Origin of the sequence: Salinibacter grassmerensis (assembly GCF_947077765.1) — a bacterium.
Lineage (GTDB): Bacteria > Bacteroidota > Rhodothermia > Rhodothermales > Salinibacteraceae > Salinibacter > Salinibacter grassmerensis.
Genome location: NZ_CAMTTF010000004.1, coordinates 122,816 through 136,954, shown reverse-complemented (window position 1 = coordinate 136,954; position 14,139 = coordinate 122,816). Strand labels below are relative to the sequence as shown.

General features: G+C 67.6%; 14 protein-coding genes and 1 pseudogene. 12 read left to right on the top strand and 3 right to left on the bottom strand.

What is annotated here, in order from left to right:
• The first annotated feature begins 45 nt into the window (after window positions 1-45).
• A complete protein-coding gene (locus OJB03_RS10675) occupies window positions 46-1,101 on the top strand; it encodes a hypothetical protein (RefSeq protein WP_263787274.1) in 1,056 nt (351 codons plus the stop codon).
• 2 nt (window positions 1,102-1,103) lie between these two features.
• Here OJB03_RS10675 and OJB03_RS10670 read toward each other — a convergent pair whose 3' ends face one another.
• Complete coding sequence (locus OJB03_RS10670) at window positions 1,104-1,379, bottom strand: NifU N-terminal domain-containing protein (protein ID WP_263787272.1); 276 nt, start codon at window positions 1,377-1,379, stop codon at window positions 1,104-1,106.
• Between the two features lie 191 nt (window positions 1,380-1,570).
• Here OJB03_RS10670 and OJB03_RS10665 point away from each other — a divergent pair, with 191 nt between their 5' ends.
• From OJB03_RS10665 to OJB03_RS10615, 11 genes and pseudogenes are all read left to right on the top strand, one after another.
• A complete protein-coding gene (locus tag OJB03_RS10665; RefSeq protein WP_263787270.1) occupies window positions 1,571-2,089 on the top strand; it encodes a phage holin family protein in 519 nt (172 codons plus the stop codon).
• Window positions 2,090-2,146: 57 nt separating this feature from the next.
• Window positions 2,147-2,668, top strand: a complete 522-nt coding sequence (locus OJB03_RS10660) for a hypothetical protein (protein WP_263787268.1) — start codon at window positions 2,147-2,149, stop codon at window positions 2,666-2,668.
• Between the two features lie 52 nt (window positions 2,669-2,720).
• A complete protein-coding gene (locus OJB03_RS10655; RefSeq protein WP_263787266.1) occupies window positions 2,721-3,359 on the top strand; it encodes an adenylate kinase in 639 nt (212 codons plus the stop codon).
• A gap of 51 nt (window positions 3,360-3,410) precedes the next feature.
• Window positions 3,411-4,412 (top strand): polyprenyl synthetase family protein, encoded by a 1,002-nt coding sequence (locus tag OJB03_RS10650; protein WP_263787263.1) that lies wholly within the window; start codon window positions 3,411-3,413, stop codon window positions 4,410-4,412.
• A gap of 96 nt (window positions 4,413-4,508) precedes the next feature.
• Window positions 4,509-4,778 (top strand): HPr family phosphocarrier protein, encoded by a 270-nt coding sequence (locus tag OJB03_RS10645; protein WP_263787261.1) that lies wholly within the window; start codon window positions 4,509-4,511, stop codon window positions 4,776-4,778.
• 63 nt (window positions 4,779-4,841) lie between these two features.
• Complete coding sequence (gene ptsP, locus OJB03_RS10640; RefSeq protein ID WP_263787259.1) at window positions 4,842-6,653, top strand: phosphoenolpyruvate--protein phosphotransferase; 1,812 nt, start codon at window positions 4,842-4,844, stop codon at window positions 6,651-6,653.
• An 81-nt stretch (window positions 6,654-6,734) separates the two neighbouring features.
• Window positions 6,735-7,202: a GatB/YqeY domain-containing protein gene (locus OJB03_RS10635; RefSeq protein ID WP_263787258.1), complete on the top strand. Its 468-nt coding sequence runs from the start codon at window positions 6,735-6,737 to the stop codon at window positions 7,200-7,202.
• A 205-nt stretch (window positions 7,203-7,407) separates the two neighbouring features.
• Entirely contained in the window at window positions 7,408-7,998 is a 591-nt protein-coding gene (locus tag OJB03_RS10630) for a CvpA family protein (protein WP_263787257.1), read from the top strand.
• Between the two features lie 110 nt (window positions 7,999-8,108).
• On the top strand, window positions 8,109-8,540 hold the full coding sequence (locus tag OJB03_RS10625) for a hypothetical protein (protein ID WP_263787256.1): 432 nt from the start codon (window positions 8,109-8,111) through the stop codon (window positions 8,538-8,540).
• A 90-nt stretch (window positions 8,541-8,630) separates the two neighbouring features.
• Window positions 8,631-11,546: pseudogene (locus tag OJB03_RS10620) on the top strand (SbcC/MukB-like Walker B domain-containing protein); the annotation flags it as partial.
• A gap of 256 nt (window positions 11,547-11,802) precedes the next feature.
• Entirely contained in the window at window positions 11,803-12,138 is a 336-nt protein-coding gene (locus OJB03_RS10615) for a MerR family transcriptional regulator (protein WP_263787253.1), read from the top strand.
• Between the two features lie 284 nt (window positions 12,139-12,422).
• Here the strand turns inward: OJB03_RS10615 and OJB03_RS10610 are convergent, their stop codons facing one another.
• Together OJB03_RS10610 and OJB03_RS10605 are read right to left on the bottom strand one after the other, a co-directional pair.
• Window positions 12,423-13,070 carry a polysaccharide deacetylase family protein gene (locus tag OJB03_RS10610; RefSeq protein WP_263787251.1) on the bottom strand — a complete coding sequence of 216 codons (648 nt, stop codon included), beginning with the start codon at window positions 13,068-13,070 and terminating at the stop codon, window positions 12,423-12,425.
• 47 nt (window positions 13,071-13,117) lie between these two features.
• Window positions 13,118-14,131, bottom strand: a complete 1,014-nt coding sequence (locus OJB03_RS10605; protein WP_263787250.1) for a hypothetical protein — start codon at window positions 14,129-14,131, stop codon at window positions 13,118-13,120.
• Between the last annotated feature and the right edge of the window lie 8 nt (window positions 14,132-14,139).

The window sequence follows — 14,139 nt, the reverse complement described above, 5'->3', positions numbered from 1 at the left end:
CGCAGCAAAACACGTGTCGTGTCTCCCTGACTACCCCATGTGTACGTGAGCTCGAAGCAAGCCCGCATCGACGCCATTGCCGACGCCGCCGCGGACTGGCGGGAGCCGGACCATCCGCCCCGCGAAACGGCCGTTGCCGATACCCTGGAGGCGCCCAACCGGTGGACCGAAGAGGCGCTCGACTACGCCCTCAACCGGTGGATGCAGCGCCTCACGCCCGAGGCCCTTGCCGAGTGGCTGGGCGACGGAGCCCCGGAGGCCCGTACGACGGTGGGCGTTCTGCACGGCCCGTCCGGCCCCCTCGTGGGGTTCCGGGACGCCGTGGCGGTGTGGGCCGAGGGGCACACGTACCTCGGACACACGCCCGAAGTCTCGCCCGCCCTGCTTCCCGCGTTTGCGCAAGCGGTGATGGACCGGGCCGACGGCATCGACGCGGCGTTTGTGGAGAAGGGGGCCCTCCTCGAACGCGCCTCCGCGGTCACGGCGCAGCCGGCCCGAGAGGGCGCCGCCGCGGTCCGCGAGGCGTGCGACGACCACAACATCGCGGACGACCGTCGACTCGTGCGTCCTTCCCAGCGCGCTGTGGCGGTCCTCGACGGGCACGAGGGCGACGACGCTCAGGGCGGACTGGCGGAGGATGCGCTGCTCTATGAGGGCGGCGGGCACCGGCGGCTCGCGCTCCTATGGGCCCCGAGCGACCTGTCCCCGGACCCGTACCTCGAAGCGATGGCGCGCTTTCGCGGCGTCTTCCCGGCGCACGAGGATACGCCGGGCGCCCTCCAGATGCAGAAGGCGTTCCTCGAGGCCCGGGACGAGCCGCGGGCCTACGCCGAGGGCCTTGAGTTTCTCGTAAGCCGGGGCGATCCGACGGAGCCGAGCCCCGAGGGGCACCTTCGGTGGACGGAGTACGGGGACCTGGACGCGGTCGGCGACTGGATTGACGACCACCGGTCGGTGCTCGGCGCGGTCGTGGCCCGCGAGCCGCTGCACGACCAGCTGCCCGAGACCTGGCCGCTCCGCACGCCGGGCGACCTTCACCTCCCGCCCCTCGCGGACGATGGGGGACAGGCCGTCGCCAACTTCGTGCGGGCCCTGCGCTGACGCTACGCCGCCTCCAGGTGCTCGGCCAGAATCGTCTCTACGTCCGGCTTCACGCGACTCCAGTCGACGGCGGGGGCCTTCGAGACGGTGACGAACTGGGGGGTGATGAACACGTCGTCTACCCCCGACACCGTGAAGAGACGGCGGGCGAGGGGATCGTCCGCGGCCTCGTCCGCTGAGGAGTACGCGGCCACGCCGTCGTCGAGAAACGGGCCCTCGTCCGTCGTGAACTTGAGGCTGTTCGGGTTGGGGGTCGACTCCGCCTGCGTGGTGGCCATGGGGGTTCTGGAACCGGGGTCGGTGGGAAAGGGAGAAGAGACGACGTCAGATGTCGCAAAACGGGGACCGTACAGGTGAGTTCACGGTGGAACGACCGCTGGTGTTGTACGGTGAATTCACTTGCGTCTTCCGCAGAATATGGTATCTTATCACTCTCCACCTTTCCAGCTTCACGTCTCCCTACTCGGTCATGGAGTCCCTCGACGACCGCCCGTCGGCCCCGAACGCCGAACGCCCCGTGGAGGAGTCCCCCGACGGCGGCAAGGTGAGTCGCATCGCGGCCCACACACAGGGGCTCTTCACGGACCTCCGAGAGTGGATTGACTTGCGGGCCGACCTTGCGATTCTGGAGGTGGAGGAGCGGCTCGACGCGTTTAAGAACGACCTGGCGCTTGGGCTCACGGTCGCCGTGTTTGCCTTCTTCGCCGCGTTCTTCTCGTTGACGACCGTGGCACTGGGGGTGGGGTGGCTGCTTGGGCATCCGTTCTGGGGATTCCTCGCGGTGTCGGTGGCGCTCATCCTGATCATCGTGACCCTCCGCGTGACGAAGCCCACCCTGATGCCGCCGTCCAACCTGTTGGAGTCTCTTCGTGGAGAACAGGCCGCGTCGGATGAGGGCCCCTCGGCCCGCTCCGCCTCGGCCGCGGTGGACGAGGCGGGCGCCTCCGAGACGCGCACTTCCGCGCCCGATACAGATATAGAGGCGTAGTGGGCACCCAGGCGCCAGGCCTTTTCGACTAATCTGTTTTACGACCCTTTCTGCCCCATGGACTCGGACTCGACCAGAGCGGATGTGGAGGCGCGCCTTCGAGAAACAGCGGACGCCATGGCCGACCGCTTCGACTCGCTTCAGGATGAGGTGTCCACCACCGGCTCGTCGCTGCGCGACTGGGTCGTCCAGAACCCGCTGAAGAGCGTCGGCGGCATGCTGGCGGCCGGCGTGGCGGTGGGGGCCCTCGTCGGGGGAGGCCGTTCGCGGCGGCCCGAGCACGCGGAGCTGCTGGATCAATATATCGACGCCCTCCGCACGGAGGTGGAGGAGGCGATGGCGACGGGCGACACGCCGGGCGAGGCCGTGGAGGAGGCCCTGCGAGGGCGCGCCCCCCTCGTGGTGTACCGGGGCGATGGGGAAGAGTCATCCTCGGCGAGTCGCTCCGGCGGAGGGTTCCTGGGCGATAGCCTCGGGTTTGTGGTGCGCCTCGTGGCCCGCGAGGTGATCCGCGATCAAATCCTCTCCTGGCTCGACGACACCGACGTAGCGGGACTGGAGGACGAGCTCTTCGAATGAGGGTGCGCCAGACCCCCGTCCACGCATTCTTTTGCACGACCGACCCACACAGATGCGACTGATCATTTTTGGCCCGCCGGGTGCCGGAAAAGGCACGCAGGCCGGGCTGTTGGAAGAGCGCCACGGCATCACCCAAATCTCGACCGGAGACATCCTCCGAGAGGCCATGGCGCAGGAGACTGAGCTTGGCACGAAGGCCAAGTCCTACATCGACGCGGGGGAGCTGGTGCCGGACGCGCTGGTCCGTGATCTCGCCGAACAGGCCATCGCCGACGAGGGCCACGACGACTTCATGCTCGATGGCTACCCGCGTACCGACCAGCAGGCGGAGTGGCTGACCGAGTTCTCGGAGTCGAACGAGACGCCCCTCGACGCCGTCCTCAGCATGGAGGTGCCCGACGATGTGCTCGTGCGCCGGCTCAGTCGGCGCCGGGTCCACGAGGAAACGGGAGAAACGTATCACCTCGACCATGACCCGCCCCCCGACGACGTAGATTCGGACCTCATCGTCCAGCGTTCCGACGACGAGCCTGACACCATCCAGAACCGGCTCGACGTGTACCGCGAGGAGACGGAGCCGCTGGCTACGTACTACGAAGAGCGAGACCTGCTCGTCCCGGTGGACGGGACCGGAGGGATCGAAGAGGTCTTCGGGCGCATCGAGGAGGCGCTGGATGCCCTTGAGCGCTAGGGGCTGCACCGAGCACGATTGTTGAGCACGTTGGCTGACCCCGATTCCCCAATGGCTTCCTCCACGCAGAGCGTGTCGTCCGATGAACGTGTGGCGGCGCTGCGGGCGCGCATCGATGAGGCCCTGCCGGCGGTGGTGGACGAGCGATCACCCGCCTCGCTCTACGACGCCGTGGAGCACGTGCTGCGGGCCGGCGGGAAGCGTGTGCGCCCCATCTTGCTTCTCCTGGTGGCCCAGTCGTACGGCACGTCCGTCGACCGGGCGCTGCCGGCCGCCCTCGCCGTGGAGGTGTTTCACAACTTTACGCTCGTCCACGACGACCTGATGGACGAAGACGAGGAGCGACGGGGGGGCGCAACCGTGCACGCGAAATGGAACCCCGGTACGGCGATCCTTGCGGGAGACCTCATGATGGGCCTCTCCTACGACCTGCTGGGCCAGGTGGACGGAGCGGACGCAGAGGCCCTCTACGCAGTGTACCACCCAATGGTGGAGCGGCTCTGTGCCGGCCAGGCCCTCGACGCGTCGTTCGAGACCGACGACGCGGTGACGGTGGAGGCCTATCTGGACATGATCGACCGCAAGACCGGGGCACTCCTTTCGGCCGCGTTCGAGCTGGGGGGCGTCATCGGAGGGGCCCCGGCGCCCGAGTGTGATCGCCTCGGCACGGCCGGCCGGCTGGTGGGACGGGCCTTTCAGATTCAGGACGACCTGCTCGACCTCACCGCCGACGATGAGGAGGAGTGGGGGCGTGGAGTGGGGGGCGATCTCGTGCAGGGCAAGAAAACGTTCCTGACCCTGCGCGCCCTGGAGCGTGCCGAGGGGAGGGAGCACGACTGGTTCGCACGTCTCGTGACCGACGGGGGGCTTCCGGTGGACGACGTGCCGGAGGCCCGTGAGCGGATGGCGGAGCTTGGCATTTTCGAGGAGGCCCGGGAGGCAGTCCGCACGTACACAGAGGAGGCCCGAGACCATCTGCACCTCCTCCCGGACACGGCCGCAGCGGAGGCGCTCCACTGGCTCCTCGATCGTCTGCAGGCGCGTGAGTACTGACCGTTGCCACTGTCCGTCGCCGGTTGCCCCGCCGGAGAGCCCCAGAATGGAGTCCGGTGGGCGGATCGCCCGCCGCCGTTCCCCCTTCAACGCCCCATGATTGAACGCGAAGTCACCATCCGCAACCGGGCCGGCCTGCACACGCGGCCGGCGTCGATGCTCGTCAAGACCGCGTCCCAATTCGACGCGGATGTGTTCCTGCGACGCGACAACTACGAGATCAACGGGAAGAGTGTCATCGGGGTCATGACCCTCGCCGCCGAGCAGGGCGCGACGCTCACGCTCCTGGTGGAGGGGGCGGACGAGGACGAGGCCGCCGACGCGATCGAGGCGCTTTTTGAGGATGGATTCGGAGAAGAGCTCTAATCCGGCCTGTTCGAGCCATGAGGCCGGACTCAGTGCAGGCCGCCACTGCCAGTCACTTATGCCATGGAAGAGACGCCCCCGGAGTCTACCTCCGACGACGAACTCCTCATTGAAGGCACCGGTGCAGCGCCCGGAATCGCAATCGGCACCGCGTACCGGTACGAGGCCTCTGCCCCCCCCGTGCAGCGAGACTCCATTCCGCCGGACGAGGTGGACGCAGAACTGGATCGCCTGGCCAACGCCGTACAACGGGCCGAGCAGGAGCTGGAAACCGTTCGCGCACTGGCGCCGGACGCCCTGGTGCCGGATGCCGACGCCATTTTCGAGGCGCAGGCCCTTATGCTGCGCGACGAAGACGTGCTGCAAGCCGTCCGGCAACGTATCGAGGACGAGAAAGAGCCGGCGGGGGCGGCGGTGCAGGAGGTGCTGTCGGCCCACCGCGAACGACTCGAAGACAGCGACGACGCCCACCTGCGCACCGGGGCCGACGACCTCCGAGAGCTTGAGCGCCGTCTCTTGCGGGCGCTACAACGAAGTGCGGCCGCGGCCCCCATCGATGCGCACTCGGTGGTGGCCGCCCAGGACCTGACCGCCACCGACCTGCTTCACTTCCGACGCCATAACCTTCTGGGGGGCGTCACGGCCCGCGGGGGACCCACCTCGCACACGGCCATCGTCGCCCAGGCGCTCGGGCTGCCCCTCCTCGTCGGGGCCGGGGAGGCACTAGAGACCGTGTCGTCGGGAGATCGCGTCATTGTCGACGGGGACGAGGGCCGTCTGATTGCCCGCCCCGATCCGTCCACTGTAGACGACTACCGACGGCGAGCGGCCGACGCGTCGACCGCGACAGAAGGTGGGGAGCAAGAGCCCAGCCGTCCCCTCCGAACGACCGACGGCCACACCGTCACCCTGCGGGCCAACGTGGGGCTGGAGGCCGACCTCGATTTGCTCCAGGCCGACCCGCCGGACGGCATTGGGCTTCTTCGCACTGAACTGTTTTTGCTGGCCGATGGCGATTCGCTTTCGGTCGACGAGGAACGGCAGGTGGATGCGTACCGGCGGGTCATTGAGGCCGCCGGCGACGAGGGCGCTACGATCCGTCTCTTGGATTTAGGGGGCGATCAGCTCTCCCGTCAGGCCACTGGGGCACACGACGACAACTCCTTTCTGGGCTGGCGGGGACTTCGGGTGCTTCTGGACCGTCCCGACGAGCTCCTGCGCCCCCAACTGCGGGCCCTCCTGCGCGCAAACCGACAGGGGCCCCTCCGGGTCCTACTGCCGATGGTGACGGACGTGGCGGAGGTGCGGCGCGTGCGGCGGATGCTAGACGAGGAGAGTACCCGCCTCACGGAGAACGGCGTGCCCCACGATCCGAATGTGCCCCTCGGCGCAATGGTGGAGGTGCCCGCCATGGCCCTGCAGGCGCCTGCGTTCACCGAGGTCGTGGACTTTTTCTCCATCGGCACGAACGACCTGACCCAGTACGTGCTGGCGGTGGGCCGGGCCAACGAACAGGTGGCGGCGCGGCACGACGCGCTGCACCCGGCCGTCCTCGGGTTGATCCTGCGCGTCGTCGAGGCGGGCCGGATGTCCGGCTGTCCGGTGGAGGTCTGTGGGGAAATCGCGAGCGACGTCCAGGCGGTGCCGGTGCTGCTGGGCCTCGGCGTCGATACCCTGAGCGTCTCGCCCCAGTCGCTGCCCACTGTGCGCCGGATCATCCGGAAAATTGAGTACGACGCGGCCAAAGGCCTCGGCCGTGAGGTGCTGCAGGAGGACGATGCCCAGGCGGTGCGCCGCCGAGCCCGGACGTGGGTCGACACCCATCTATCGTCCTCCGAAACTGCTGCTTCGGCGACGGATGCCCCCGACCGATGACCCGCAGCGGCGCTGAAAGAGCACATGGCCTGTTTAGGTACCCGCCCTTCATCCCCTTCCAGTCATCTCCGACCGCAAATCATGTCCGACTCCGTTCTCGACCGTGTAAAGCAGGACCTCACCGACGCCATGAAGGCGCAGGATGACGTGCGCCGGCGCGCCCTCCGATCGCTCCGGGCGGCCCTCGCCAACAAAGAGATTGCGAAGCGGCGGTCGGGGTCCGACTCCAGCCTCGAGGATCAGGAGGAACTGGCCGTCGTCCAGAAGCAAGTCAAGCAGCGCCGCGACTCGATCGAACAGTACGAGGAGGCGGATCGCGACGACCTGGCCCAGAAAGAGCGGGAGGAGATTGAGGTTCTCGAGGACTATTTGCCAGACCAGCTGAGCGACGAAGAGCTGGCCGAGCGGCTTGACGCCATCATCGACGACGTGGGCGCCACCTCGATGGCCGACATGGGGCCGGTCATGGGGCGCGCCATGGACGAGCTGCGCGGCCGAGTGGACGGCAACCGCGTGCGAGAAATGGTGCAGGATCGCCTCTCGGATTAGGCCGCCCCCTGGACGGATCAGTCGGGACGTCTCTCCGCGCGGTGGACCCGGCGCGTGCTCCGGGGCTTTTCAGCGCGTCGCCCACCCGCTTCAGGGCCCCTCCTCTTTGCCGTGAACCTTGTCCCCGCGGGCCGCTTTATATAATTGCATCTCTTCTTCATCTTTTCGGCCGTGATCCCGCATCCAGTTCACCGGCGGTGTTGACATGCTGACTGTGCTCGACTGGCTTATCCTTGCCATCCTCCTCGCGGGGCTCATCCGTGGGTACCTGGTGGGGGCCGTGCGTCAGGCGGCCAGTCTGCTGGGGCTCGTGGCCGCGCTTCTGTTCTCCGTGGAGTTTATGGGGGCGGTGGGGACCCTCATCGTGGAGAGCCTGGGCCTGGCCGAGTCCGTCGCGCCGCTCGCCGGCTTCACGGTGCTGTTTTTGGGCGTCTATCTCCTGTTTCTGGTCCTGGCTCGGCTCCTGGAGCAGCTGTTCGACACCCTGTCCCTCTCATTTCTAAACCGGGCGGCCGGGGGAGCGGTCGGCGGGGCAAAGGCGGCGTTGCTCCTGAGCCTGCTTTTTCTGGTCCTCGCCGGCCTGGAGCTTCCGGAGAAGGAAACGCGGACCGACTCGGCGCTCTACCGCCCGGTCGCGCAGCTCCTGCCCAAGACGATCGAGGCGACCGAGTCTTGGTTTCCCGCGGCCAAACGAGCGGCTGACCAGTTGGGCCGACAGGTGCGGTCCCGTATGGATGCGGTCCCGGAGTCGTCCGATTCGGAGAGCACCCGCTCGGGCCTCCGCTCCGACGTCTAGTGACGCGGGATAAGGCTCGTGTGGGCACTCGGGAAGAACGCGAATGAAGGTGTGTATTTGGCGGTACCGGTTCGTTCATGCATGTGGGTTCATCAACCTTGCTCGTTCCTATGCCCGTTCTTGGAAGCGACATCTCGATCGACCTCCACATTGTCGGGGACGTTGAGCTCGATACCATCCGCGGCCTCGTGCAGGAGAACGGACGCCTGCGTCCAGAGCTCGCGGAGGATCTGCAGCGGGCGATTGAAGACACGGCCCGTGAGATCCTGGATGGTGCAGGCGCGGAGGACTGCACGCTTGCCGTCGACTTGAGTCTCGTACGGGACCGGGTGCCGGGGGCGCCGCGCCAACGGGTGGAGGCCGACCTGAACGTGGAGGCCGACCGCTCCGCCCTGGCGGCGGCGGACGATGCCCTGGACGCACCGGAGCGGGCCCGGATTGCCGACGCCGCGGAGGCGCAGCTCAATGATCGCTTGCGCGACCGGGAGCTGACCGACGTGGTGGACGCAACCGTGATCGTGACGCCCGTGGAATTTCGGTGAGACGGCGCGTCCTGGAAACAGCGCGGGCGCATCGGGAATTTCCCGTAGTCCCACCGGCGTCTCGTCTTCTCGTCCGCGCTTGTCCCCTGCATGGTCCCGGTCCGTCTGGAACTGAAAAACTTCCTGAGCTACGGCACGGAGGCCCCGCCCCTCGAATTTGATCACTTCGACGTGGCCTGCCTGTCCGGTGGCAACGGGGAGGGCAAGTCGGCCCTTCTCGACGCCATGACGTGGGCCGTCTGGGGGGAGGCGCGCAAGTCGAGCGGCCGCCGCAAGCCCGATGAGGAGCTCATCCGGATCGGGACCCGGCACATGCAGGTCTCGTTCACCTTCGACCTTGAAGACACGCGCTACCGGGTGGTCCGCTCCTTCTCCCGATCGGAGACGGGCAAGACCACTTCGTCGGACCTTGAGTTTCAGCTCAGCGACGCCGCGGGCGATGGCTACCGTCCCCTCACGAGGGCAACCCAGCGCGAGACGCAGGCACGGATCGAGGACACGCTGGGGCTGGACTACGACACGTTCATCAACTCGGCCTTTCTTCTGCAGGGCCGCTCCGACGAGTTTACCCAGAAGCGCCCCAGCCAGCGCAAGGAGATCCTTACCCGCATCCTCAACCTCGGTCGGTACGAGGCGCTCGAAGACGAGGCGCGCGACCACTGGCGCGAGGCGAAGGAGCGCCAGCAGCGGGCAACGGTGGAGGTGGAGCGCCTGGAGACGGCCCTGGAGGACGTGCCGGACTGGGAAGAAGAGCGGGCGGCCGTGCAGGCGGACATTGAGGCGCAGACGGACACCCTCTCTGATCTGCGCGACCGGGAGACGGCGCTGACCCAGAAACGAGCCAATCTGGAGGCAACGGCCCGGGAGGCCGAGTCCATTCGCGAATCGATGGCCGGTCTGGACGATCGGATCGACGAGCACCATGAGGAGATTGAGGCCCTTACGGAGCGCATCGAGGAGGCCGAGGCGCTTCTAGAAGACCGCACGGCCATCGAGGAGGCCTACGAAGAGCATCAGTCCCTCGTCGCAGAGCGGGACGCACTCGAGGACACGCGCGAACGGCACCGGGTCCTGAAGCGGAAGCTGGACGAAACGGCGTCTGCTCTTCAGGAGCGGCGCAACGACGTCGAGCGCCGCCTGGAGCGACTGGTGGCCGAGCGGTCCGGGATTGAAGAGTCGCTGGCTGATTGTCGGGAGACCCTCACCCAGCGGGACGAGGTAGAGACCCGCCTGCGGCGGGCCCAGGCGGCCCGGCAGCGGGTGCCCGAGCGGAAGCGGGTGCGTCGGCGTCGAGACCGGCTGGAGCAGCAGAAGGCCGAGGCGCGGGAGGCCATCGTAGGGGCCCGCCAGCAACTCCGGGGCGAGATTGACACCCTCCGGTCCCAAATTGAGGAGGAGGCGGAGGCGCTGGAAGAGAGAGAGCAGATCGAGACGCGGATCGAGGCGCTTCGCTTGAAGCAGGAGACGCGGGCGGCCCTGGACGAGCGCATGGCCGAGATCGAGGAGGAGGGGAAGATCCTGTCCCAGGCCGTGCAGGAACAGGCGGGGCAGCTGGAGGCGCTCCGGGACGAACGCGAGCGGGAGGTTGAGGAGCTACGGCGGTTCCGGGCGGCCGACGGGGACGTGTGTCCGACCTGTGGCACCGAGCTGACCGACACGCACCGGGAGGAGGCGGAGGCCACGCTCCGGACCCACATCGACGAGCTCGATACGGCCATCGAGTCGGCCCAGGCGCAACTGGACGAAGAAAAGGAGCAACGGGCCGAACTGCGGCGGACGTACCGCCAGCTTCAGGAGAAGCGCGAGGCGCTGGACGACGTCGGGGAGGCCCTCGCGACGGCACAGGAGCAGAAGCGGTCGCTGGAGGAGACGGCGGAGGCGCTTGCGGCCCACCGTGAAAAGGCCGAGCGTCTTGACCAGCGCCTCACGGAGGGGCGCTACGCAGAGTCTGCACGGCGGCAGTGGCAGGCCTGCAAGCAGCGCCTCGCGGGCGTGGAGGTCGATTCGGAAGCCCTCGAGGCCCTGCAGAACCGGGCGGCACAGTTCGACCGGTACGCGGATCGGCTGGGCGAGATCGAGCGCGCAGCGGCGCGTCGGGAGGAGCTGACGGAGAAACGGGACGGGCGGGACGAGAAGATCGAGCAGCTCCGGACGGCATTGGAGGAGAACCGCGTGGCCGAGGACCTACAGGCAGACATGGAGGCTCTGCGGGAGGAGATCGACGACCTCGACTTCGACCCGGACCGCTTCCAAGAAATTCGGGAGCGACTGCAGGAGCTGAGCGACGTGCCGGATCGCCACAACGCCCTCGTCAACGCCCAGGAAAACCGCACCGAGTGGGCGGAGCAGCGCACCCGCATTCGGGACCGGATGGAAGCGGCCGAGGAGGAAAAACAGGAGTTGGCCGGACGCCTCGCGGAGTGCGAGTCGGCGTTGGAGGACAAGCCTGAGGTGGTCGCCGAGCAAGAGGACGTGTCGGAGCGGGTGGAGGCGGAAGAAGAGGCGCTCAACGATTTGCAGCAGCGCCTCGGCAAGTTGAACGCGCAGCTAGAGCAGGCCGCGGCGGACACGGAGGCCCTGAAGGAGGCCCGAGAAGAGCGTCAAGACGCCGTTGCCGACCGGCAGCGGTACAAGCACCTCCGCGCCGCCTTTGGGAAGAACGGCATCCCGTCGCTCATCATCGAAGAAACGCTTCCCGACATCGAGGAGCGCGCAAATCGTATCTTGGATCGGCTCACCGACGGCCGGATGCACGTGCGGCTCGAGACCCTCAAGGAGAAGAAAAGCGGAGGCACCAAGGAAACGCTCGAGATTATCATCACCGACGAGCACGGCGCGCCTCGTCCCTACGAGACGTACTCGGGCGGCGAGAGCTTCCGGGTCAACTTTGCCCTCCGCGTCGCACTGGCGCAACTGCTGGCCGAGCGCAGCGGCGTGCGGGTGCGCACCCTCGTGATCGACGAGGGGTTCGGCACGCAGGACGAGACCGGGATCGAGCGCCTCGTGGAGGCCATCCAGGCGATCCGCGAGGACTTCGCGAAGATTCTCGTCATCACGCACCTCGAACGGCTCAAGCGAGCGTTTCCGGTGCGCATCGAGGTCGAGAAGGATCCCTCCGTCGGCTCGACGTTCGAACTCGTCGGGGCGTAGCCCGACCGACGAGAATCAGTCCGGCGGGGTGTCTCCCGAACGGTGACGGCCCAGTGTCGTACGGGGAGCATAACTCTTCCGCTCACGTCCTTTCTGCCGATCGTCTACGCTCATGCCTGAGGACGAAATCGAGAAGCTCTACTACTCGATCGGGGAGGTTGGTGAAATCGTTGACCAGGAGCCCCACGTCCTCCGGTATTGGGAGCAGGAGTTCGAGGTCCTGAGTCCCCGAAAGAACCGGGCCGGGCGGCGGGTCTACACCAAGGACGATGTAGAAACGGTCGAACGCATTCGTCACCTTCTGAAGGACGAGAAGTACACGATCGAGGGCGCACGGCAGGCCATCGCACGCGAGGACGCCGGGGCGGAGGGGGACAGTGAAATCGAAGACGACCTGAAAGCGCTCCGGGCCTTCCTCGTCGAGCTCCGCGACCAACTCGACGAGTAGGCCTGCCTCCAGCGGGGGACCGAGCCGTCGAGACGGCTGTTTGCCACGTCGCCACCGGCACCTCTCGCAGCGTCTCGCGCAGAACATGGGGGAGGATGCTGCCGTGGCGGCAGCAGTGCACCTCAGTGGCCGTCTCGTCCGGGGCGTCGGGAGCAAACAGGATTCGAAGGGGCTGAGAAGGAAAGGCCACGCGGATCAACTCCGATTTCGTTCGAGAGTCCCGCTGAGGCTTCGTCGAATCTAGGGAATGCTCCCATGCTCTGCATTCATGTGAGGGAGGGCTGTCAGAGCGCGTCGAACGTCCAGCCCTCGGCGGACAGCGTATGGAGAATGGTCTCTAGGGCCGGGAGGGTTACGTCTTCGCAGGTGGGGTTGTCGTGGAGGACAATGACAGAGCCGGGGCGCACGTGGCGCACCACGAAGTTTGATACCCGCCGGGCCCGGGCCGTCTTCAGGTAGTCGCCCGGCATCACGTCCCACATCACCATCCGCTGGTTCTGGGCCGCACACCACTGGCGGAGCCGCTGCGTGGGGTGGCCGTAGGGCGGGCGGAGCGCCCGGACTCGGGTTTTTGTGAGGGACTGCAGCCGCCGTGTGGTGCGGGAGAGCTCATTCTGCAGCTGCTCGTGGGGCACGGACCAGGGGTCGACATGGGTGTAGGTATGGTTGCCGACGCGGTGCCCAGCCCGTACAATGGCGCGGGCACGGTCCGGATGGCGGTCCGCGTTCTGGCCGACGAGGAAGTGGGTGGCCTGCGCGTCGTACTGCGCAAGCAGGTCGAGCAGATCGTCCGTGAGCTCCTCGGTCGGGCCGTCGTCAAACGTGAGGTACGCGGTCTTGGCCTCCGCCTCGATCCGCCAGAGGAGGTCCGGAACGAAGCGGTGGAACGGGCGCAGGCCATGGGTGGCCAGGTAGGGAATGAGGAGGCGCATTGCGGGAGGCGTGCGACGGAGATTGGTTCACGAGTCGGGTGGGGAAATCAGGTCACCGTCGTTCTGCCACGATCGTCCCGTTTGAACTGCCCTGTCCGAGACGGGCTTGCCAGGGCCCATCCGCCCGCGAGAGGAATGGAGAGCACGAGCATCAGGACGGTCGCGACGATTGACCGGAGCAGGCGCCGCTGCCCAAAGTGAGACGCGGCCGGGAGGGTGAGCATCACGTCCGCCCCCATCTTGCCGAGAAGCGCGGCGAGGGTGGGCTGTCGCCACGCGGGCAACGCGAGGGCGACGGCACAGCAGGCAAGCAGCACGGCGTGGACCAGCCAGAGCCCTGCGGCCTGGGCCTGCACGAACCGGGACGACGCGCGGATTGCGTGACGGAACCACTCGGCCTGTCTCCGGAGAAGATCGGCGAACGAGTCGACAGGCGCGCGCATCACGGCGGCCTCCGGCTCCGGGTTGAAGGTGGACGTGGCGGCTGAAAGGGGAGAGGGCGGCACAGACTCCTCAGGAGACGTCGAGTCGGAGGCACAAGGCCCGGCATCGAGGGCCCGGTTGGCCGTGCCGGGGCCGAGGGGGAGCCCCAGATGCGCGGCTCCGCCGAGGAGCGTCAGGCGGCCCAGGTGCTGCAGGGCCTCCAGGCGGGGAAGAAACAGGTTGTCGTGCTCCACCAGCGTGGGCCCCATCACGACGGGCGTGTCGGGTTGGCGTCGCCGCACCATCGATTGGGGCCAGGTGGGCGGGACGTCGGCCGTGGGGGGAAGCGTCAGGGTCACATCGCTTGAGGCCAGCCCGTCTCCGTCCGTCCGCGGGCGGGGGGCGTCGGGACGCGCAACCTCGATGCGGTCCGCGGGATACTCGCAGGACTGTACGGCGTCCTGGAGGCGTCCCACGTCCTTGGCCTGGACAGGGACGACCGCCACGGACGGCCACTCTGCAGGCGCGCTCGGCGGCGAACTGTCCCGGACGGCGAGAAAACCCAGCGCCGCGGCCCCCGCCAGAAGCGCATACGTTCCGATGAGGACGGAGAGAACGGCAACGAGGACGGTCGGCATGGAAAACG